The organism is Pedobacter terrestris (assembly GCF_052343045.1).
Taxonomy (GTDB): domain Bacteria; phylum Bacteroidota; class Bacteroidia; order Sphingobacteriales; family Sphingobacteriaceae; genus Pedobacter.
Map to the genome: position 1 here is coordinate 2,863,691 of NZ_CP180264.1, position 24,292 is coordinate 2,887,982.

14 protein-coding genes are annotated in these 24,292 nt (G+C 39.2%); 2 read left to right on the plus strand and 12 right to left on the minus strand.

What is annotated here, in order from left to right; genetic code table 11:
* Positions 1-159: 159 nt before the first annotated feature.
* Positions 160-2,367: a B12-binding domain-containing radical SAM protein gene (locus ACJVDH_RS12100; RefSeq protein WP_443943658.1), complete on the minus strand. Its 2,208-nt coding sequence runs from the start codon at positions 2,365-2,367 to the stop codon at positions 160-162.
* Positions 2,368-2,691: 324 nt separating this feature from the next.
* Between ACJVDH_RS12100 and ACJVDH_RS12105 the strand changes: the two genes are divergently transcribed.
* On the plus strand, positions 2,692-2,913 hold the full coding sequence (locus tag ACJVDH_RS12105; RefSeq protein ID WP_443943659.1) for a hypothetical protein: 222 nt from the start codon (positions 2,692-2,694) through the stop codon (positions 2,911-2,913).
* Positions 2,914-2,969: 56 nt separating this feature from the next.
* Entirely contained in the window at positions 2,970-3,683 is a 714-nt protein-coding gene (locus ACJVDH_RS12110) for a hypothetical protein (protein ID WP_443943660.1), read from the plus strand.
* Between the two features lie 17 nt (positions 3,684-3,700).
* Here the strand turns inward: ACJVDH_RS12110 and ACJVDH_RS12115 are convergent, their stop codons facing one another.
* From ACJVDH_RS12115 to ACJVDH_RS12165, 11 genes are all read right to left on the minus strand, one after another.
* Positions 3,701-5,752, minus strand: coding sequence for a glycoside hydrolase family 2 TIM barrel-domain containing protein (locus ACJVDH_RS12115; RefSeq protein ID WP_443943661.1), 2,052 nt, complete (start codon positions 5,750-5,752; stop codon positions 3,701-3,703).
* A gap of 6 nt (positions 5,753-5,758) precedes the next feature.
* Positions 5,759-7,681: a heparinase II/III domain-containing protein gene (locus tag ACJVDH_RS12120; RefSeq protein ID WP_443943662.1), complete on the minus strand. Its 1,923-nt coding sequence runs from the start codon at positions 7,679-7,681 to the stop codon at positions 5,759-5,761.
* A gap of 4 nt (positions 7,682-7,685) precedes the next feature.
* Positions 7,686-9,164, minus strand: a complete 1,479-nt coding sequence (locus ACJVDH_RS12125) for an alpha-L-fucosidase (protein WP_443943663.1) — start codon at positions 9,162-9,164, stop codon at positions 7,686-7,688.
* A gap of 47 nt (positions 9,165-9,211) precedes the next feature.
* Positions 9,212-9,961, minus strand: coding sequence for a hypothetical protein (locus ACJVDH_RS12130; RefSeq protein ID WP_443943664.1), 750 nt, complete (start codon positions 9,959-9,961; stop codon positions 9,212-9,214).
* Positions 9,961-11,523 (minus strand): beta-N-acetylhexosaminidase, encoded by a 1,563-nt coding sequence (locus ACJVDH_RS12135; protein WP_443943665.1) that lies wholly within the window; start codon positions 11,521-11,523, stop codon positions 9,961-9,963. The genes ACJVDH_RS12130 and ACJVDH_RS12135 overlap by 1 nt, the downstream gene beginning before the upstream one ends.
* Positions 11,524-11,797: 274 nt before the next feature.
* On the minus strand, positions 11,798-13,222 hold the full coding sequence (locus ACJVDH_RS12140) for a hypothetical protein (protein WP_443943666.1): 1,425 nt from the start codon (positions 13,220-13,222) through the stop codon (positions 11,798-11,800).
* Positions 13,223-13,262: 40 nt separating this feature from the next.
* Positions 13,263-15,047, minus strand: coding sequence for a RagB/SusD family nutrient uptake outer membrane protein (locus ACJVDH_RS12145; RefSeq protein WP_443943667.1), 1,785 nt, complete (start codon positions 15,045-15,047; stop codon positions 13,263-13,265).
* 10 nt (positions 15,048-15,057) lie between these two features.
* Complete coding sequence (locus ACJVDH_RS12150; protein WP_443943668.1) at positions 15,058-18,195, minus strand: SusC/RagA family TonB-linked outer membrane protein; 3,138 nt, start codon at positions 18,193-18,195, stop codon at positions 15,058-15,060.
* Between the two features lie 16 nt (positions 18,196-18,211).
* Positions 18,212-20,017 carry a RagB/SusD family nutrient uptake outer membrane protein gene (locus tag ACJVDH_RS12155; RefSeq protein WP_443943669.1) on the minus strand — a complete coding sequence of 602 codons (1,806 nt, stop codon included), beginning with the start codon at positions 20,015-20,017 and terminating at the stop codon, positions 18,212-18,214.
* A gap of 2 nt (positions 20,018-20,019) precedes the next feature.
* A complete protein-coding gene (locus ACJVDH_RS12160) occupies positions 20,020-22,884 on the minus strand; it encodes a SusC/RagA family TonB-linked outer membrane protein (protein WP_443943670.1) in 2,865 nt (954 codons plus the stop codon).
* Between the two features lie 38 nt (positions 22,885-22,922).
* Positions 22,923-23,390 carry a CHRD domain-containing protein gene (locus ACJVDH_RS12165; RefSeq protein WP_443943671.1) on the minus strand — a complete coding sequence of 156 codons (468 nt, stop codon included), beginning with the start codon at positions 23,388-23,390 and terminating at the stop codon, positions 22,923-22,925.
* Between the last annotated feature and the right edge of the window lie 902 nt (positions 23,391-24,292).

Here is a 24,292-nt window from a genome sequence, read left to right on the forward strand (position 1 = left end):
AATTTTTCAACCATTTAAGGAATTTGAGAATGTTAGTAATTAAGCTTAAATTCCTTAAATGGTTAATTTATCACACAACCAACAACCCGAAGTTTTTAAGAGAAGAATGTAAGAAATTAAGCTTAAATGAATCTTAAATTTCTGTAAATAGTTAGCTTATCACAGAACCAACAACCCGAAATTTCTAAGAGTATTAATTGGTTTGGAAAACCAAAACAGTTCAAAATTCTCCAAATTGGCTTCAAAATCTGCTTTAACTTCCTGGAAAGTGTAAATCTTATCTTGAGTGAGTGCTATTTTATTCAATAGCTCGTTTAGCCACTCTCCTTCTTCTTTGCTGGTTTGTATGGTAAAACTTTCCTTCTTATCGTGAAAACTTAAACTTGCCATTTCCCATGACCGGCCTTTTTTCGATTTGGTAAACGTTTCTAAAGAATGACTTCCACCAATCCAAACAATTTTTGCCGTTGGCTTTATGTTAAAATGATCTTCATCGTTCAAAGATTTTTCGATAAAATCCGCAGCGATTTGTGTTCGCGGGATTTTGAAATCGAACCAGTCTTGTAATGCATAATCAAAACAAATCCCGTGCATAAAATTGAAGAGCGATTTTTTTAATCCATAACTGAATTTATTGTGGTCGATTCCCGTTTTATCACGATAGTTAATGTCATTATTTGCGAAAGTACCAATTGCTTCAGTTTCTTTTACAACGCCAAATTTCTCTGGGTACATACCAACCGGACTATGCGCCGTCATCGCGAACTGATGCCAAAAACCAGACTGTAAAACACCTGCTTCGAAAAGCTGGCGAACCATTTCCAGACTGTCTACCGTTTCCTGAACGGTTTGTGTTGGATATCCGTACATCAGATATGCATGAACCATAATTCCGGCTTCGGTAAAATTGCGTGTAACACGCGCAACCTGCTCTACGGTAACACCTTTATCAATTAATTTTAGTAATCGATCTGATGCAACTTCCAAACCTCCGGAAACCGCGATACAACCAGATGCTTTCAACAAAATACACAGATCTTGTGTAAAACTTTTTTCAAAGCGAATGTTCGTCCACCAGGTTACAGCAAGTTTTCTTCTCAATATTTCCAATGCCACCTCTCGCATCAAGGCAGGTGGTGCGGCTTCATCCACAAAGTGGAAACCATTTTGACCTGTTTGTAAGCTAAGCTCTTCGATACGGTCAACAATTTGTTTGGCCGCAACGGGTTCATACACGCGAATATAATCGAGAGAAATATCGCAAAACGTACATTTACCCCAGTAACAACCATGTGCCATTGTTAATTTATTCCAGCGTCCATCACTCCACATGCGGTGCATCGGATTAACAATTTCGATCACAGAAATATACTGATCGAGCAACAATCCACTATAATCTGGGGTGCCTACATTAAGCTGTTTGTAATCACTCCGAAGCGCATCATTCTTGTAAACCACATGTCCATCTTCCAGCAAGAACGTACGCTTGTACATCTTCATTTGTTCGGGGATGTCTGATGTAATGTTTTGATACAACAACTCTACAGGCAATTCGCCATCGTCAAGCGTTATGAAATCAAAAAATTCAAATACGCGTGGATCTGAAAGCGAGCGCAGTTCTGTATTTGGAAAACCGCCACCCATAGATATTTTAATTTCTGGATGATTGGCTTTTAACCATTGAGCACACCGAAATGCGCTGTATAAATTGCCTGGAAAAGGAACAGAAATTAAAAAAAGTTTGGGTTGATGATTGGAAATATGTTGTTCTAAAATTTTAAATAGAACGAGGTCAATATAACTTGCCGCACCGCTTAGTGTGGTGTAAAGCTCATCAAACGAATTTGCGCTTCTGCCCAAACGTTCGGCATAACGGCTAAAACCGAAGTTATCATCCACACATTCTACAATAAAATCAGAAATATCTTCCAGATATAAGGTTGCAAGATGTTTAGCTTTATCTTGTGTACCCATAGCGCCAAAAGCCCAATCCAATTCCTCTAACTGATCAAACCTGGATGCCTGAGGGAGAAAATCACCACTACAAATTTGAAGCGCCAAAGTCGGGTTTCTCCCTTGAAGAAAAGAAATAACCGGATGAATTGTCTTTAAATATTCATCTCGCAGCGCGAAAATCCGTTTAGTATTTTGACTTGTCTCAGACCAATCGGATTGTGCTCGGCCAAAATCAAAAAGATCTTGCAATCCTTCTTTTGAGAATAAAGCCAAAATTACTTCAATACCCAAGTCTGCCTGTGCAGATGAAATCTGCTTCGTATTCAAAAACCCTTTGATATAGGCAGATGCCGGATAAGGGGTATTTAATTGCGTAAAAGGCGGGGTAATAATGAAGATCTCGTTTTTCAAAAGAAATAATTTTATGCAAAAGTAAGGGAAAAGATGGAAACTAAGGAGTACTGTATCTTTTGCTTTAGCAATACATCTCCACATCACAACAATTACTAATTTTCAACTGCTGAGCGCACAAAGAATTCACAGAGCTACACATAAAGCAATTCTGACTAAATAGTACTTTATTGCCACGGAAACACAGAAGTCACGGAATAAAATGATGGGCTAAAGGTCTCGCATTTTAATTTTAAATCTTTTGAACTCGCTCTCACTCAAACTGGCCTAACCACAGTTTCTCCGTTCTACTTTCAACCGACCTAGCTATTTTTTGGTAAAGATTTGGCAAGTCTTTGCACTGACCTTAATAAAAAAATAGCAGCCGGCAGTTTTTGTTTCTTTTTCCTGCGAAAAAGAAAGCGCCCTATCGGCGGTGAGCCTATTTTAACCACATCACTGAAAAATGTACAGAGTTTAAAGGAAAATATTATTGATTTTTGCCACGGAAACACAGAAGTCACGGAAGAAAAACAGATGGCTGATGAATATTCCGTTTTCACGTAAGTAAACTAAAACCAAGCAAAGCACGTTTTATCCATATATAAGTGTATCCTATCTTCATGAATTTTTTACGAATCATCCTTTTTCTGCTGGTATCCAATACTGTTTTTGCTCAAAAGACTTTCCATTTTCCTAGAGTCGCTTCACAAGGGTCAGATATTGCGAAACTGAAACCCGAAAACTGGAATGTCATCGATCAGACAAGCGGAGATTTGAACAACGATGGGGTACAAGATCTGGCTTTGATTTTTGAATTTAACACCGCAATAGATGAAACCCGTGTCTATGCCGACAACAACACAGATATTATCAAAGAGCATCAGCGTCCGCGGATTCTGGCGATTTATTTCAAAGATAAATCTGGAATCTATCATCTCTCTACCCAAAATAACGACTTCATCCTCAGATCTGAAGAAGGCGGCAAACTTGGCGATCCTTTACAAAGAATTTCCATTCAGGATCAACAACTGTTTCTGCGTTTTAGAGGCGGCAGCGAATGGCGTTGGGAAATGGGTTATACCTTTAAATTTGAAAACAAGGATTGGTTTCTGACAAATGCTATAAACTTGTATTACAACAATCAATCTGGCGATATGACCGAGAGAATTTACAACTTTAAAGAGCGCGAACTCACCACCACTCTTGGCAATATGTATCGAAGAGACATTTCAAACAGCAGAACCAGTGAGGTTCTTTTCTTCAATCACCTACGCACATTTAAAACCTTCAAAAAACCCTGGGCATGGGAAATTAGCCCAAATGTGTATTTATGATGGCTGAACCTTTCAGATTATTTCAGGTTCCAGACAATAGTATCTGAATACATTTTCCCCGCCTTTATCACTTCGGTCTTTATCGTATTTTTTCCTTTTTTTAGTAAAATATTGTCAAAAACGTAATGTACATCAACATCGGGTTTGATTGCTTTCACCTGTATCTTTTTACCATTAACATACAAATTTGGTTCGCCTACATTAGAATAAACAGTAACCGGCGTAATCGCTTTTGTCCGCTCAGTCGTTCTTCTTTCAGTTAGATATAGCACAGGATTTTTACTCCAATTGGCCTTATACCAATAAAAAACATCTTTCTTCAGTTTCCGGTCGAATGTAACCAGTCCTTTCATATTTCTGGCAATATTACCTCCTCGGTTCCACAATGGGGTGGCGAAATCAAACATGTTCCAGGCGTATGATGCAAGGATTATTGGATACCGCGCAATCACCGGCCATTGTTTTTCGTGGGTTTTTGTTTCATAATTCTCTGGATATTCAGGCGACATATAATTCCATTTTTCCGGAAGGGTGGATTGTTCCTGCTGTTGAAATACATTTCCATCCGCGCCATATTCAGAAAGGATCAGCAAATTTTCAGGGTAATTCTTTTCCATCCCACTTGCCCATTTTTGCAGGTCGTCTATTTGTCCGTTATACCAGCCGTAGTAATGATTAATTCCCTGGATATTCGCGTTCAGATTGGTTGGCCGATCCATTTCTGCGTATCCGCTTACAGAAACAGTATATCGATACGGATCGAGTGTTTTCGCCAGATCATTCAAATCGCGGGTGAGAACTGCAGGATAATCTGCTGGTGTTTTACCGTAAACCTCATTATGCAAACCCCAAACGTAGATAGCAGGATGGTTGTAGTTTTGTAAAATCAATTCCTGAAGCTGCTGTTTTGCATTCTCTCCCTCCTCTCCTGTTGATGTATTCACAAAAGGGATTTCGGCCCAAATTATAAAACCCATAGTATCACATTGCGAATACACGTACTCAGCCTGCTGATAATGTGCAAAGCGGATTGTAGTTGCGCCCATTTCCTTTATCAGATTTAGGTCTTCCTTGTGCTGCACGTTAGTTAGTGCGTTTCCATATTGCCATCTGTCCTGATGCCTTGAAACCCCAAACATAGAATATGGCTTCCCGTTTAAAAACATTCCTTTTCCTGCAACCAACTCAAATTTCCGAAGTCCTAATGGTTGTAAAACCTCATCTACCACAATTCCGTTGTGAATCACTTGTGACTTTAATTTATATAGATATGGGTTTTTAAAACCATCCCATAAATCCGGATGGGGAATATTCAACAATTGACTAAATTTTTGCCTGCCTTGAGTAAAAAGACGCTGCTGTTCGCTTTTTTCAAGCACAACTTTGCCTTCTTTATCTAAAACAATATTTTTGATTGTAATGTCTTCGGGCGTTCCTGTCACATTTTCAACTTTTACGGCAACCTCAATATCTGCACTATTCTTATCAACATTATGTTGCGAAATGTAAACGCCTGGCGAGGCATAATCAGTTGTGCTGATGTTGATTTTGTTTGTGGCAATAAGTTCCACCGGACGATAAATGCCTCCGTAAATTCCGAATAAAAAATGGTTAACCGGAATAATATCTTTTCGGGCTTTATTGTTCACCTTTACCAGGATTCTATTGGCTTTGTTCAACAAAATGGCATACGTAATTTCGAAACAAAAAGCACTGTAAGAGCCTTTATGCGTACCAACTAATTTATCATTAACGTAAACCTGGGCAACTTGCCCAACACCTTCAAACCTCAGGAATAATCTCTTGCCTTTGTATTCATCGCCAAAAACTACATCTTTTTGATACAATCCTTCGCCTTCATAAAAGTCTTTACCCAGCTGCATATCCGTTGCATTCCACGAATGTGGAAGCGTTACTTTTTCCCAGTCTTTGCTTTTTCCAGCAGTATCCGTTGTTTTGCTAAATGTCCAATCGCCATTGAAACTTTTTATCAATCGTGTTTCCTGAGCATTTGACACTTCTACCATACACAACAGCATCAATAGATTTATCCAATTTTTAACTTTCATCTAATTTTATTGACTTATTTTAAGCGTATATTCTCCTTTTTGTATTTTATTTTTTGCCTGAAGTTGTATGCGGTATAAAAAATCGCCCCAAACATTTTTCAAACGTATATCATCCATTGGTTTTTCCTCGATGCGAATGTCAAATTTTTGTGCATCGAAAAACATGCTTACGCCATTTTTCCATTTTAAAGTTCCATTGGTTATTTGAGGTTTTTCAGCAGACATAAAATTGAGTGTATTTTTATCCAGTACTTTTTCCAGATCGAATTGATCGCGCAGAATAATTTCTTTTTTGTATCTGTCAAACGTCCATATTCTACGCCAAGACTTTACAGAGGCTTCCTGTGGATAAGCATTGGAAATATCCATAGAAAGTACATCTACGGATTTATTATGTTTAACTTTAAATTCGGTGGCTTTATATGAACTGCCATCTTTTTGCTCATATCCATTAATATTTGGCGTATTGTGCCATTGAGACTGCACATTCCACAATTCATATCTTTTGTTGCTGAAGGTTTTGCTCGTGTAGGTTCCCACTCCGGCGTCGATAATAACGGGACTACCGTCAGCATAAACAATAAAATTGCCGATATCATTGTGGTTATGGCTTTCTCCATTATGGCCTCCTTTTGCGGCAAGGAAAAGACCTTTATCAGTTCCCTTTTGCATCCTTGCCACGAAGACTTTAAGATTGGGCAAAACGGCAAATTCAGGATATGGAGATTTGGTTTCAGTGGCCGTGAGCCTTTTAGAAACCGATGTAATAGCCGTGAAATTGATAAGATCATCACTCGAAATCTTTCGCTTCCGTTCGTTGAACAGATAAGCTGCGTATTCTTTCAGTACGTCATCATTAAAAAGCTTTCCGTAAGTATATACGCTAACCGGATCTTGTGTGTAATTTGCAAACGCATCGGCAAAGTTCACCATCTTATTTCCGGAAATTTGCATTTTATAGGTATAACTTCCCATGTCGTGAATCAATTGTCTATCCGACAAGGTGATTTTGTCTTCTGAGGCTTGCCCAATTAAACTCAGTAATTGAACGAGCTTCCCTCCCGCCATATCCCAATAACTGGGACCTTCATCACAGCCGCCATCTTCAGGATATTGATTAATAAAAAAATCTGTGCTGGCCAATATTTTTTTACTGAGAAGAGTAAGACTGTCTCCAGGCTCGGAAACCAAAAGAGCCGTTTGCATGATATTGGTATTGTTGAAGGAATTCCAGTTATTTACCGCATTGCCTTTAAATCCCATCCACCAAAACGTATCATATTTGAGGTAAGGGTCGAAAATTCTTCTGTTAAGTTCATACAATATGCGTCCGTTCAAAATCTTGGAATATTTTGCAAATTTGTCTGACAGGAGATGATAAATCATGGCTACGTTGGCACCTGTTTGGGAAGCATTCAGATCAATATATGGATTAACGATATTTGCGAGATCTGCACCTTCTTTTTGCACGGTAATGTGTGCAGGTGCTACCCAAGTACTTTCTTCCAAAATGAGCCAAAGACCATCTACAATTTTCGGGATGTATCTTTCATCGTTACGGATCAGCTCTCCAACCACCAGGTTTGAAAGGATTTTACGGCGCTCGCCCTGCAAATTTTCATAATTTACGCGGGTTCCGGTTTCCCGGTAGTCCAGATATAAACTTGCAGGCAAAGACGGCCAGTTATAGGTCAGTGCATCGTCAGCCTTTTTAACTAAATTTTGTTTGATAGTATCCGGAAGCGCTGCAATAGATTGCAGAACCGCTAATTTATTTTTCTGCTGCCAGCTACTTAAATTTGGGAATGCGGCTGCGCCAGAGTATGCTTTATTATAACTATATGTCAACCAATTTCTGGGATTTAGTTGAGCTTTCGCCACGAAGGCAAATTCAGATATCATTAAAGCGGTTAAGATCAATTTATTCATATACTTATGTTTTCGCATCTCCAAATGAATTTCCAGCACCTGTACTCGGCTTGGTGTCTATATAAATGACAAAAGGTTTATCGGTCGAAAATTCCGTGGGAAGCTGCACATCGTAATACACATTACGATCTCCACTCATACCTATATCTGAAACCTTAATATACAAATTGGTTGAGGGCAGCAAATAGGCTGCGATAGGTTTATCTTTATACGCACGCGGGATTGGTAAACGTAAAACATTATTTACCGGTTTATTGAATACGGTTAGGAAAAGTTTATTTTCTTTTTTGGTAAAATATCCGAAATCTGGTTTGGGGAGGCCGGAATAACCTGTACCATAAATAGCTTCACCATTTTTATTTACCCATTTTCCAAGTTCTTCAGCTATTTTACCTTCTTCTGGCCTGATATTGCCTTTGCCATCCGGCCCAAAATTGATCACCAAATTCCCGTTCATGGATACAGCATGCAAAAGCATATCGGTTAAGTCGTCAGTAGTTTTAATGTAAGACGATTTCCAATCTGAATTGTATCCCCATTGATTGGGCGGAATGGTCATTACACAATCCCAATCTCTGCCTTGCAATACTTCAATATTTTCAGGCAACTTGCGTTCCCAGCCCTGCTCGTAATCTCCCATCATTTTATGGTTACTATCGAAATGGCGTTTACCATTTTCGTCTGCTCTAAAACGACTTCCAATAACCAATCCTGGGTGGAGTTTACGTAATTCCTTTTCAAGATCGTCGGCAAATTTAGATTGTTTTACCCAAGCAGCATCCCAGGTTCCGTCAAACCAAAGCCCTTTAGCTTTCGGATATTTTGTCAATAATTCTATAAGCTGATTTCTGGTAAAGGATTTAAATCCTTCATACGCAAGGCTGTCTGCTTTCGTTTTGGGTATACCGCTTTGGTATCCTTTGTGGTTCCAGTCAATAATCGAAAAATACAAGTAAACATCAATGCCCTGCGCATCATATGCATCTACAACCTGTTTAACAATGTCTTTTTTATACGGCGTATATTGAACGGTATATTTGGTATACTTGCTGGGCCACATGCAGAAGCCATCATGATGCTTTGTAGTGAAGATGACATACTTTGCCCCCATTTGTTTCGCCTGTGCTGCCCACGCATCGGCATTAAAATCAGTCGGATTGAATTTAGTGTAGAGTTGGTCATAAGTTTCTTTCCAGTTAGCTGGTGCGCCATTTCCAGACCATGACCGAATCCATTCGGCTGCTCCGCCGTAAGTTTTCCCTTCCCATTGTCCACCAGGAATGGCATAAATTCCCCAGTGGATAAATTGCCCGAGACCATAACTCCGCCAGCGCTGCATATCCGCATCGGTTCTATTGCCTGTACGGTGTGCCCCGTATTTCAGTGGGATTGTATCTGTAAGCATTTGTTGACCGATGGCCGGATTTCCTGCGAATGAGAATGTAACTACAAGAAGTAAAAGAATTTGTTTATAGCTTTGCATGATGTTCATTTTTTTGATGATTATCTAGAATTTCTTATTCCAAGGCCTCATGCCCAATTTTGATTTTGCGTATCGCTTACCGGAGAAATACCTTTATTCGTTTTCGAATCAGATAATTTCTCTATTATCTGGTTTTTACTCGTCTGGAAAACGACAATATTTTTACCTTCGAAAGCCGATCGTTTGAAATCGATTTTGTATCCTTTGTCATCAAAGATACTCGACGGATTCATATTGGTGTTGCCGTCATAACCGATACTGATATAGGCTTTGAGCGTATTTTTGGATTCCAAACATTTGTAAATTGTTGAATACCCGCCGCCATTTAAAAGCGCTTGATGCCGAATCTGGAAGCCATCTTTTTTACTTATTTGAATTGGTGGGTTATCCAGAAAATTTTGAGGTTTTTCTCTTACATAATCTTGTAAGTATCTCGGGCGGATGCTCCGTTCTGGCCGAAAATCCAGTGTAGGTTTTTCTTCATGCCCTTTACAGTTGATATTAACAACCATCAATTCCATCACTGCTAAAACGGTCAATAAAGGGCCTGTTGCACTTGTATTATAGACATCTAATTTAAGTGAAGATGATTGTATTTTTCCTCTCGTTTTAAAATTGAAATGTCCAATGGGCAAACGAGCTTCCGTAAACAATTTGTTTACATCTGGATATTGAGCTACGCGATTGTCTATCACGTCAGTTCGACCAATATTAAAGCGGTCGACCCAATTTATTTCTTGCGCCTTTGCAAAGGCAACTGCTAAAAAGCAGGGGGATGAGATGAGATATGGTTTCATTAATCTTTATAATTTAAGGATAACCTGCTTTTTCCTAATGGTTCAGTAGTTTCATTGGGGTTAAACGGATTATAAAAATTCAGACCAGATGCTTTAAACCATTCTATATGCGGCTCCAATCGTTTTAGGAATTCCTGACTATTTTTATTTGCGGATTCGAGCCAGCTGGCTTCCGCCAATGCGGCAATTCTCGGAAACAGTAGATAATCTAAACGATTACTATTCTGAGCGGTTTCTGTCCATAGATTTGCTTGAATGCCTAAAATATTGTTTTCTGAAAGGTTTCCATCAACGTAGTTATCGGCATTGAAGTTGTATACAGAAATTAAATCGTTAAATTTCCGATCCCATTTGCGTCCAAAACGGTGTGTGCTATCCTGAACAAAATCGAAATACAGCGGAAGCCTTGGACATAATACTGTTTGATATCCCATTTTGAGGGATGCATTTAATTGTTGAGGTTTATCATGCCGCCACCAAAAAATTATCGTTTTATCTTTAGGTAACCCAGCGTCAACCATTTCATCCCATACCAAAACTTTATTTTTCAGCTTAAACACAGAATCGGCCATTCTTTTAATAAAATATTTCTCTACTTCGAGTTCATTTTTTAAATTGAACCGCATTTTTAAGGTATTTATCGTGGTATCTGTTCTCCATTTGTCATTACCAAAACTTACTTCATCACCACCTATATGAATCATTTGAGCCCGAAAGAGCAATTGCGTTTCGTTAAGTATTTTGGTGAGGTAACTGTAGGTCGTTTCCAAACCTGGGTTAAATGTAAAGTCGGGATGTTCTTTTGATCCGCCACCAGAGAATTCCGGATAGGCTTTATTTGCCGCAGTAGCATGTCCTGGCATATCAATCTCTGGAATTACAGTAATGAATCGTTCCGCAGCATAAGCCACAACTTCTTTAATTTGCTGCTGTGTATAATAATTTGCAGGCGTATTGGGATCAGTAAAACTGCCGATACCTCCAACAAGCGTTAACCTTGGATATTTCTTAATTTCTAAACGCCAGCCAGGCACATCTGTTAAATGCCAATGGAAACGATTTAATTTATAAAGCGCCATCCAGTCCAGAATAGATTTCACTTTTGCCACACCAAAAAAATGTCTGGATTCATCTAACATAAAACCTCTCCAAGCGAATTTGGGCTCATCTTTTATCTCCAAAATGGGCACAACAATCTTATTCTTTTCTGCTGATCCGCGAACCAGCTGCAAAAAGCTTTGGATTCCATTAAAAATGCCCGCCGGACTTGAGGATTCAATTTTTACTTGTCCTTCAGTAATCTTTAATTTGTATGCTTCAGTGCCTTTATTTTTGCCAGTAGATAGTAAAACCAGATAAATCGCCGCATCCTCACCTTCTCCATGAATAGGTGTAATCCCTTTTAAATCGAATAGAGATTGTTGCAGATAAAGTACCTGTGATTGCAAAACATCTTGATTGGCAGCAATTTCAAAATTTGGCATCAATTGCAATACACCCTCGCCTAAGGTCATCTGCTTTGGGTATGGAATGAGCGGAGTATTTTGTTGGGCTGTGGCCATTTTGAAAAATAGGACAGTCGAAAAAAGTAAAATGTAGCGCATACCTAAGTCTATTTTTGAATTGTAGAAGCAGCCCGGTAGGAAGCTATTTTTCTGTCTATTTACATTCCGAGTGCGGGACACTTTTACTAATATAATCAGCACTTTTAACCTTTCAATCTATTGATTTTGATACAATTCAGATCAAACGTTTGATTTAACCTTTAAAAGGTTTGAAAAAATGGAATTTAAATCAGGCCAGCGCAATTTGATTGCGCCGACCCAATTCTAATGCTTATAATGCAATGACTCGGATTGATGAAGCTTTGTCATTAAATGTGGAGAGATAGCTGCTCGCTGCATTGAGTTCGAAGCTTGTTCCGGTAAAGTTATCTCCGTCATATAAAATTATTTTAACGCCCAGGTCAACACTGACTGAAGATATGTCATTATCCTTGATTCCTTTCGCAATTAAATCTGCAGTTGTATAATCTCCAACTGGCAATGAGACACTATAACCTCCGTAACTCGCATTTTGATAAAATTTACCGGTGCCATTCGCGCCAATTTGCGGAATCCCATTTAAAAAGTTAAACGTGTATGTTTGCGTAACTAAATTTCCATTATTTAACAACAACTTAACCTTAAATTCATAAGGCTCATTGTTTTTGTAATATAACTCATTCAGCGGAATACTTCCTGCTAAGGTATTTCCCGTATTGGGATTAAAACGCCAGCTCACTGCATTATAGTCTTTATTTGCACCAACCCCTTCATTATTAACGTTCGGATCCAAGTAAACAATAACATCACTAACAGGCAAGCTACTTGTGAACGTTCCATTTAATTGAAAAACTTGTGCTGCCGAATCGAAGGTGCTTGAATTTGCATATATGCTGGTACTTGAGCTCTGATACGCTGTTTCAATGGGACTTGGATTTTGAAAAATTTCGTTACAGTTTAAGATTGCCGCATCGCCTTCTGTGAGAAAAGTAGGTTGTCCTTTACTAAAACTCACATTTCCTGAGCCCATAAGAGACGTTCCTAAACTTTGCTGTTCCGACGCATATTTAGCGTGATTGTGTGCCAGGTTTAGTCCGTGTCCCAACTCGTGCAACATTCCACCAAGATAGTTTGAATTTGGATTGGGTATTTTATCTACCGCCATACTGGAATTGTCTACGGCAAAGCAATATTTCCCATATCCATAAAAAGGCTGATCTCCACCGTCGCTACGTTGTGGAAGTAAAATTAACATATGCCCGGAATTGGAGAATTCTGCTGGATGACTGCTCCTATACGTATTTATTTCATTAATTATTTTGGTTGCTGATACACTGGAGCTGTAGGGATAATCTGTTTGCGCGCCCTGGGCATGTATTTCAATAATCCGGACCAAACCAGTGGAGTCATTCCTCGCCAATCCCATATATTTATCATATCCATAGCGAAGCATTTCATTGTGAAACCAGGTTTGGAAATGGGTAAAAAGTGTAGAAAGTCTGCTTTGATACCCAGAAACTGCTGGATTATCTGTTGGGACAAACATGACAATATTCAGATTTTTTGGATTGGAAACGAAAGTTGATCCTTCTTCTGCCTGCAATTTTGAATTTGCAGAAAGCGTTTCTTCTGATGGTAATTTTTTACATGAAAAAATTCCGACGCTCATAACAGCAAGTACGAGCAAATAGATGGTGCGATGTTTAATGTAATTCATATTTATTATTTTTAGTTTTTGTCTATTGATTTAATTTGTCTTACCATCCGGGATTTTGATGTAGGGAACCGTAGCTTTTTAGAATCTCAGTCCGCGGAAAAGGAACGAAGTACATTTGCGGATAAATGAAAACTGTCGATAAGTGTACAAAGCTGCTATAGGTATACGTACCATTGGCTTCCAGGTACACCCGCGTTCCGGTAACACCCTGTGCTTCCGTTTGTTCTGCGGTTCGCCACCTTCTGGTATCGTAAAACCAATGCCCTTCCTGATAAAATTCAACCCGGTACTCATTTTGTAGTAATATGCGCAATGCCTCTTTTGAAATCCCAGCAGACACACCATACCTCCTGTCCGATCCGGGCAGTATACCGGCACGTTCACGAATTCTATTCAGCCAGGTGACTGCTTCTTCAGTCCGCCCCAATTCATTCAAAGCCTCCGCATAGCCTAGATAAATTTCTGCCAGTCTGATGATTGGATATGCACGATCGACATTTAATGTACTTAAGGGAAGTCGATCATTGCACATTTTACGACTATAAAAACCTGTTTTGGTGTAATAAGCCGTTATGCCGTCGGGCGTTGTAATTCCGGTGGTTCTATTGGTATAAATACTAATGGGTTTCAACTCTGTTGTTGTCCGGTCTGATACGAGCGCTTGATTGTATATAATGGAATAATAGAATCTTGGATCCCGATTCAAATACGGGCTACTTGGCGAAAAACCTGAACTTGGGTCTGTTATTGCTTTTCCATTATTCATTCCAAAAGCATTAACAATATGTTCTGTAGGGTTGCTGAATGTCGCTCCGCTATAGGGAGATGTTCCCAAGCTTCGTGGAAACCAGTAATTTTCCAATACTTTTCCTTGCGCAATATTAAAAACATAGATGTATTCAGAATTTTTTCTGCTCTCGGTAAACATCTTCCAAAATCCATTTCCAGGATAATTCGGCAGGGAGTTGTCCACAACTAAAGCATATTCGGGTAAATCTATAACTGCTTTTAAGGCATCTGCAGCTTTTTGCCATAAATTTTGATCGTAAGAAACGGTGTACGAAACTAATGGAGCAATTTGAGCATCGGTAGTTACAGGACTTCCATTAAACAACGGACTCGCTGCAGTAAGCAATAATCTTGCTTTCATCGCATAACATGCGCCCGATGTAGCGCGCCCGTAATCTGTTGCAATTTGTTCGAGCGAAGAGGGTAAATCTCTCGCTGCAATATCATATTCTGCCGCAATATAATCTACACATTCCTGATACGTATTTCGGCGATATTCATAAGTAGGAAAGTCATCACTTGCATCGTCGCCCATCAATTGAACACTGCCATACAAACGAATTAAAGCTTGATAATAAAAAGCCCTTAAAAATCTTGCTTCTGCCGCCAGGCGAGTTTTTTTTGCTGCCGAAAGCGGCGTGGTCGGCAAATAAAATAGTAATTTATTTGCAGCGCGTATTTTTTGATAATAAGCTGCATAGGTAGCGTAAAATGGTCCACTGGTGCTGCTAGAACCTCCGGTTAAAAAAGAATTTTGTCCGGAAAACCCACTGGCATTATTGGTAGTCAAATCTTCCAAATTCCCATTATTATCACTTGCACCACTATTGCTAACTAAGCTGTTCCGTAAAGGAACAATATCCATCCCAGTGGCAGCATATACTGTATTTAGAAAATTATTGGTTAGTGCACTATCTGCGAAAACTTCAGCCTCAGAGAGCGGCTCTGTGGCCGGATCAAGAAAACTAGCTTTCTTGCAGGCATTGGCGGTGAAAAGTAAAACCAAAGATATGGCTATAAAAAATCTATTCTTCATAATCAAAATACTAAAGACCAAATTGAATTCCAAAATTGACAACACGTTGTTGCGGATATTCTCCAACCGTAGTTGAGCTTACAGACTCAGGATCAATATCTGCCGGAAGATTGGTATACAACAATGCCATATTATATCCATTTGCATAAATGCGGAGACTATTCAGATGTAGTTTTTTATATATAGACGCGGGAAACTGGTAACCGATGTCTGCCGTTTTCCAGCGGATATAATCCCCTTTTACATACCAGAAAGTGGACTGATAAGTTGAAGTGGGGTTATTTGCATTCGGTGTACTGCCTGAAAGCTCAGGAAATATTGCATTTTCAGCAGTAATGGGTGTCCATCTACCAGAATTCAACGGAACTGAAACCCGATCCGGTACGGTATAACTAATCGAGCCTCTGTTCATACTCAGGTAATTTCCGAACGCGCTCTGAAATGTGGTGGAAAAACTAAACCTTCCATATGAAAAACCTAAGGTAAATCCTGCATTGTAAAAAGGAATGTTAGTTCCAATATACCCCTTATCATTCTCATCAATAATACCATCGCCATTTAGATCTTTGAATTTTACCGAACCTAGAAAAAGATTCGAAAGCGGTACAGAGGACGCCAATTTGGGTGCGGTGTACAGTTCTTCTAAAGTTTGATAAAAACCGTCAAACTGATAAGCGAAAATAGGATTGGCCGTTTGCCCGGTTGAGGCAAGCCAAGGATATGGATAGGCGGGTTCGTTTCTGTAGGTCACTTTATTTTTGGCAAAACTTAGATTGGTATTCATGAAAAAACTAACTTTTGGGCTAATACGTTTATTATATGTTATATTTACTTCAAAACCCTTATTTTCCTGTGTACCTAAATTATAGGGGGGCAAACTAGCGCCAAATGAACTCGGAATTGATGCTGGCGTAGTGAAAATATTTTTGGTATTTTTCTTAAATGCATCCAATTCAAGAGATAATTCGCCATTAAACAATTTCAGATCTAAGCCCAGATTAACTTCATCAGTAACCATCCACGTAATTTGTGTATTAGCCAATAAGGGTTCTAATAAACCTGCATAATTAACCGGTGTTTCTCCAAAATAATAGGAAGCTCCAGAATTTGCTACGTAACTTTTTTCATAAAGGTAAACATTGGTCCCAATCCGGTCATTTCCGGTTCTTCCGGCCGAAGCCCTTAACTTCAACAGGTTGATACTTTTGATGTTATTTTTAAAAAAAGGTTCTTCACTGATATTCCATCCAATTCCGACAGCGGGAAAAAGCTGATGCGCGCGATCAGACTGAAACCGATCTGATCCATTGTACGCACCATTTATATCGAAGAGGTATTTTTGCTTGTAGTTGTACGTGAATTTTCCTGTAACTCCTCTAATATTGTAGGGATCGGCAAGAATCACCCCATCGGGATCTTTATTTGTTGTAGATTGATTTAAAAGAATCAATCCGGTAACATTATGATCCCCAAACTGCTTATTGTAATTTAGGTTCATCCTTAAATTGAGGTTTTTTGACATAGCAGCTGTAGAAGAACTTCTGGTAAGCGCACCCATTCTATATAAACCAATAGTTACCGGATCATAAGCACCTGTGGTTCGATTATATGTGTAGGCCAATATCTCGCTCGAATTTCGAGTTAGGTTTCTTGTGAAGTTATAATCTGTAGCCATTGATACCAGAGCATTTGCAGCCAGCCCTTTAGTTATAAAGTTGAGTTCCTGATTGGCTTCTACCACCATATTCAAATTGTTTGTATAAGTTCGTCGATAACCCGAATAGGTTAGATTGGCCACCGGATTTGGTTTTACGGTTGCCGGATTTGTTGAACTGGCTATAAGGCCATTAGGCCAGTAAATAGGATAAGAAAATCCGTTTAGTTCACCATTCCATAAATATTGAAACGTGGTACCTCCACCATTCCATTCTGTATCGTTCGGAATATTCGTTACACCGAAACGACCGGATAAATCGATTCTGATTTTAAGTGTTTTTGTAGGCTTTAAATCTACGTTAGAACGAAAATTATATCTATTGTATGTGTAATTTGAATTGTAACCTTGATCAGCAGAAAAATCTCTATACAAGCCTCCCTGAGAAATATATCCCACGCTAACAAAGTACTTCGCTTTATCGGTACCACCACTTACATCTAAGTTGGCTCTGGTCTGAAGACTTACCTCGCGCATCAGTTCATCCCACCAATTTACATTTGGATAATTATAAGGATCATCGTTTAATCGATAATGTTCAAGGGCGCCGTTGGCAAAATATTGAGAGTAGTTACTTGTTTCGGGTGTCGAAGTAGTACCGGCGAACTGTTCAACCAAGCGTTCACGCAATAAGCTTAATGTGGTATAGCCATCATTTACCTCAGGTCTTTGTGTCGGAAATTGCAATCCGACTTCCGTTTTGAAATTAAGTTCTGGTTTACCCGGACTGCCCCGTCTTGTTCTAACAATAAATACCCCATTAGAACCTCGAACTCCATATACAGCAGTTGTAGACGCATCTTTCAAAATCGTAACGCTTTCAACTTCGTTGGGATCCAGCTGGCTTACCTGATCTAATGTGTACTCTACGTCGTCCACAATTATCAAGGGACTGGTTCCGCCTGCGTAAGAATTAATACCTCTGATTTGGAAACTTGCGGCATCGGCCCCGGGTTGTCCGCTTCGTTGCTGTGAGAAAAATCCCGGAAGCCTTCCGGAAAGCGTGTTTTGAATACTAGCGGATGGTGTTTGACGAATGAGTTCACCAGAAATCGTGCTCGTAGCGCCCGTATTCGTAACTTTTTTCGTTAACTGTCCAACACCAAGAACAACGACTTCTTCCAAACCCCGGGTATCTTCTTCCAATAGTATTGAAAAATTATTTTTCCCTTTTGTATCGATTTCTTGTTCAAGGTAACCTACAAACCGAACAATGATAACCCCAGTATTTCCTTTAAGTCTGAGGGTAAATTTTCCGGCTTCGTTTGTTTTGGCACCGTTAGATGTTAAATCTTTTTCGTAAACGGACGCGCCCTGTATTGGACCAACTTTATCAGAAACCACGCCGGTTACAACCGTTCCAATTTGGCTGTAACTATTGATCCAAACCAATACCAGCGGGAGTAATAAAAGATTAACTATGATTTTCTTCATGTCATTTGTATTTGAATTACCAGCCAGGATTTTGAGTCATCAAAGAATTTGATACCATTTCATTAAATGGAATTGGATATCGGTACATCTTGCCTGCATCAAATATTACGGGCTGAACACCTACGATTTGATAATTGAGTATGCCACCTGTTGACACAATCTGTACGCCAGCCAATGTTCCATTAAGTACGGTTTCTGCGATTTTCCATCTCCGGATATCCCAAAACCGTTGTTCCTCAAATGCCATTTCTACCCGCCTTTCATGTCTGATCCGGGTTTGCATTTGTGCTTTTGTCAATCCTGTTGGTAAATTGGGCATCCCAACCCTGCTGCGGATGGCATTTATCGCAGTATAAACTGAATTGTCTGGCCCGGCAGACTCGTTCTGTGCTTCGGCAAAATTGAGCAATATCTCAGCATATCTGAAAATTGGAAAGATGTGATTGGTTGCTGTGAAACTCGTTGCTGAAGAATTACTGGTCATAAATTTCCTCATATAATAACCGGTACGTGTTTCGCCACTATTTACCAATCCAAAACCATAAGGACGATCCAATCCTCCGTCATAAGTTTGAACAGCCCGGTTTAGCCAATACAAACCATTATACATTATTGTTGCCGGAAAACGCGGATCGCGATTATAATAAGGCATTGTTGCAACATAACCAGAACCACTTTCATTAATTTGTCTTCCATTACTCATTTCGAATTCGTCCACCAATTGCTGGGTTGGGTTGGTTTTACCGGCTCCTGCCCGCGTATACCCAACCGGATCATTATTGGTTTCTAAATTCGTATTTGCGACCGCCATGTATGGCAAAATGATTTCGCTATTTGAAGCCGTAGAAAAAATACTTAGGAATTTATTTACGGAACTAACATAGGCGGATAGGTTTGCGGAAGTGGTTACGCCTGCTAAAGTGGTGGTACTATAATGCGATGTACTGGCGGTATTGTGCAGGGCATAGGAAAACCGGCCTTCTGAAACACTATCCATAATAGCTTTTGCTGCTGCCGCCGCGAGTACCCATTTGCTTTGGTCATTACTCGGGTTATTAAAAGGGCTAGCCGCATACAACAATAACCTGGATTTCAATGCCATTGCCGCGCCCCTTCCAAATCGACCATAGTAGGTGGCACTGAGTGTACCTGTTGTACTTGCGTTTCCAGTGAGCAGGTATGGCATAGCCGAATCCAATTCGGTAATGATGTAATTTTGTACCTCATCGTAACTGCTTCTTCCGATACGAATTGGCTCGGATGTTCCGTAAACAATATCACCAATTAGCGGAACACCTCCCCATCGTTTAAGCAATTCAAAATAGAACATTGCTCGTAAGGCCCGTGCTTCTGCCTTCCATCGATTCATCAAGCCTGCGGTACGCAAAGGAACCCGGTCAATATTGGCCAGAAAAATATTGACCTTTCGAATTCCTGCATAATTTGCCGACCAGTTGTTATCCGGATTTACTGCCGTAGAAATTCCTCCAGTCGAAAAATATTGAACAGCATCTGTATTGGCATTTGGCAATGCATCGTCCGATCCTGCATCTAAAATTGTTCCGACGTTTGCCGTAACTGAATACAACGCCACAGATGTGACAGATAGTCGGTTATAACCTCTCGGTAGAGCCGAGTAAATATTGTTGAGAAATCTTTCAGCGTTTACCCCCAAAGAGTCTTGAACGTCAAATATCAAGTCAACTTCGATCAATTCGGCTGGAGGCGTCGAATCCGTTAATTTATTGCAGCCGCCTGTGAAAAGAAGAATCAGGATAAAAGTCGAAAATAGTACAACTGTTTTTATATGTGTCTTTGTCATCGTCATAATTTTAAGGTTACACCTCCACTAATAATTCTATTGTTCGAAAATCCTGATGTTAGCGATTCTGGATCGAGATAATCCAACGCCGTGACCGTAAATAGGTTATATGCATTTATAAAAAATCGCAACTTTTTAATTTTTGCTTTTTTAATCCATTTCGATCGGATACTATAGCCAAATTCAAGATTTTTTAACCGCACATAGTTCCCGTTTCTAAGCCAAAAACTAGAGACCTGCGTATTGTTCACATTGGTTCCAAGGGTTAATCGTGGAAGTGTAGCATTTACTGTATTGTTAACCGCCCACCGGTTCTCAGTGGTATAATCTAAAACATAACCGGTGCTATTGTTAAAAGCAGACATTTGTGTCGAATTGAGATAGACCTCTTGATTGACAACCCCCTGAAACAATCCGGATAAATCAAAATTCTTATACGCTAAAGAAAAATTAAACCCAAAAAATATCCTAGGACTATTGCTTCCAATCTGCGTAACATCTAAAAAATCGATTCTGCCATCTCCGTTTAAATCCTTATATTTTATATCACCCGGCTGCGGAGTATAACCTTGAATGGATGGTGTATTGGATGAATTTTCATCCTCCTGATAAAATCCAATGGCCTGATATCCCCTAACAGCCGATATCGGCGACCCTTGGTAATACAACCACTCGTAAGGTAAATTGGCCTCATCATATGATAAAATCTTGCTTTTTTCAATAGAGATATTTAAGCCAAATCCATACTGTAGCGAAGTCGTAGACCGGTTGTTGAAATTTAAACTTACTTCCATTCCAGAATATCTGGTTTTGCCCACATTATCTGTTGGATAATTTTGGCCAAGTATCGCGGTTGTATAGCCATTACCAGGATTGCGGATTAAATCGTAATATCTGTTGTTATAGTAGTCGAAACTTACACCAAGCCGATCTTTGAATAGAGTAGCGTCAACGCCAATATCATATTTCCATGCCTTTTCATTCTCCAATGCACTGGAAATACTATTTTCCGCTGCACCGCTTACACTGGCTAAACTGGTGCCGAAAACGTATCCCGTTGCACTGGTACTATAGGACTGAATATAGCTGTAGTAAGAATTAGGATTTGCCCAGGCAGTTTGCCCTACGGTAGTCCGCAATTTCAATGTTCCAATCCATTCAGAATGAAACCATTTCTCTTTATTTAAAGCCCAAGCTAAGCCCAGAGAAGGTAAAAACTGCCACCGATTTTCTGGTGCGTATCTGTTGTAACTTCCAAATACACCGGACAGTTCGAGCATATATTTTTGTTCGAAATTGTAACGCCCGGTTATTCCTGCATTGCGATATATCTGACTTAACTGATTGTAGACGATGATATTGTTGTCTACGTTGTAAGAAGCCAAAACATCCAAATTATTTTTCCCGAACTGTGCAGCATATCCCATTAAAAAGTTGACATAGGTCTGCTTAAATTGGCTTCCGTAAACATATGAAGCCGTACCGGCTGCAACAATACCATCGGTTCCCGATTGTATGTATGTTATATTATCGCCAGAAACTACTGGATAGTAAATGGCGAAAGTTTTAGATCGGTTTGTATATTGCTGATAGTAATTGTTGATAGAAAGCAAACCTTTAGCCCAAAGCCCGGGTAGAATGTCGTCGAGTTTATAATTTAAACTCACATCTGCAGCCAAACTTCTGGCATCAACAGGCATATAACCCGTAGAAATGGCGGTAGCCAATATATTATTGGTGAGTTGTGCCGTTCCACCGAAAGTGCCATCTGCATTTCGGGGTGCATAGGCGAGCGGAGAGGTCGCGAAAATGGATGACATCAGAATCCTGGCTCCCGGTGTATCAATGGAAAAATTAGTGGCTCCTGGTCCATTGCTATTTTCTATTGCGCCGAACAAATTCAGAGATACCGTAATATCGTCATTGAAATTCATCTGAGCGTTAGTTCTGATACTATAACGTTTATAGAAATTATCTGTATCATAATTGTTTTCAGGATCGGTAAGCAAGTTTCCATCCTGATTAAAATTTTCCAAGCTAACATAGTAGCGATAGGTTTTAGAATTTCCGGCAACATTAACACTGTATCGTTGCTGGCTACTCTGGTTTCTATACACCAGATCATACCAGTTAGTGTTTGGGTTTAAATAAGGATCGTTGGTTCCATTACGATAGCTTGCTATTGCATTGGCGCTATACAATGGCGCAGATCCGGGGTTTGTATTTTGTTGCGCTTCATTATATAAGGTTGCATAATCTGCTCCTGTAATAAAATTTGGACTTCTCAAATTACTAAGAAATCCGTATTGGGCATCAAAACCAATTTCAAGAGAGTTGTCTCCTTCTGAGCGGTCTCGTGTAGTGATATAAATTGCTCCATTTGAAGATCTGCTGCCCAACATCGCTGTGGAAAGTCCATCCTTCATCACCGTTATTGTTTCGATATCTGCCGGATTAAAGGACATAAATGAGCGTACAACACCGTCAATGACAAAAATCGGAGTTTGCCCGCGCAAACTTATTGAGGCTGCATCATATCCTGTTAGTGAATTATTCTGGTTTGTGTATAAGCCTGGCAAACGACCAGTAAGTATATTAGTGAGATTTGATACTGGAATCGTCCGTATATCGTGGCCATAAATGGTCGAGGTAGCCGCAATTTGTTCTTCCTTCCCGATTACCTTATTCCAATTGTCAATCAAATTGATACGTAATAATTTAATGGAATCTACTTTTAGCGAATCCTTATTTGATTTTGGATTGGTTTGGGCTATTCCATCCTGTGAGCTTAGGCAAATAAAAAGCCCAATGCTTAAAACGTACCTCAAACAACCCGAAAAAATATATTTGGTCAGTATTTTTGCCATATAAGTTTTTTTAAAAAATTTCTGGTATTATTATGACTTTACATCTGGCCACGTACCAAGCCTGAAGGATACTGAGCAGAGGAGACATTGAGATAGATACTGGTTTGAGCCACTAGGGAATTGGCCATTTCGGTACTTAACGCTACCATCCCATCATTCTCTCCACTGCTGTTGAAAGATGATCCGTTGAAATTGATCAACACTTGTCCATTTTGACCGCTCGCTCCGTAATAAATGGCAGCCGAACCGGGAACATCTCCATTTTGAATGGCAGTATCAAAGTAGATATAGTAGTAAAGTTCATTGTTGTCCATCAGGTATATCGATGCCACAGCATGATCCAATCTGCCGGTAATTTGCGGAACAATTGAATTTGCTGAGAGATAAACCGTCCATTGTTTGCGAATGTAAACGTCTGAGCTAACGTTATCCTTTTTACAGGAAATACTCAAACACAGCACCCACAATAAAATTGGACATACGAATTTCAAAAGTTTTTGTTTCATATTGGCTATTTTAAAAATTACATAACTGCTCCAGTAGCGCAACGGCCAGGATTAAACTTAAAAGATGCTAGATACTGGACGAGAAGTATTGACTCCCTTCAGATGGGTTACGCCAATATTCTTCCTGCGGTAAATTTGAATTAATCAGTATTTGTTTATTTAGTTGTCTTTGGTTCAATTACTAAAATCAATTTAGAAACAATACGCTGTTTATGAGGTAGATAAAAAACACACAAACGTTTGATTATTCAATTCAATCGTTTGAAATAATGCTTTCTATCTTAATTCGCCAAAAGATTTCCAATAGAAAAAAATAGATAAACTAGGTTATCAAAAACGTAAATAAAAATGTCATTAAAATCCTAAAATGAATTTAATATGTAAGTTTTACTCAAACATTCGTTTGAGTAATTTTAAAAAGATAATTTATATTTTGAATGAAGTTCGCGGCCTGTAATCGATGAATAAACATTGTGTATTAAAGATTTTAAGGACTCAGCAGCAAATTTTATTTGAATTTGCGAAAAGAAATACCATATAAAAGACATTGATTTTTGCGCAAACGTTTGCACATTTAATTCATTCATCAGTAAAATATTTTGGCGCTCAGTCATCTACTACTTTATGCCTACAAACCGGTTATATACCTAATTAAGAACACTTAATGAATTAGCTGGGTATCAACGCGCTCGATTTTATATGGTTTTATTTTTAGCAATATTGATGTATTTGCATGCATTTACAAAATAACCGAAGGGATAGTCTTTCGAATGCTTGTTCTATGTCAAACTTTAGATCCAATATCAATTTAAAACCTGAGTATTGTACATTTACAACCATCGCATTCGTTTGGAAAAACATTCGGCATAAACGCTTGTTAAAAGTGTGAACATATATTTTGC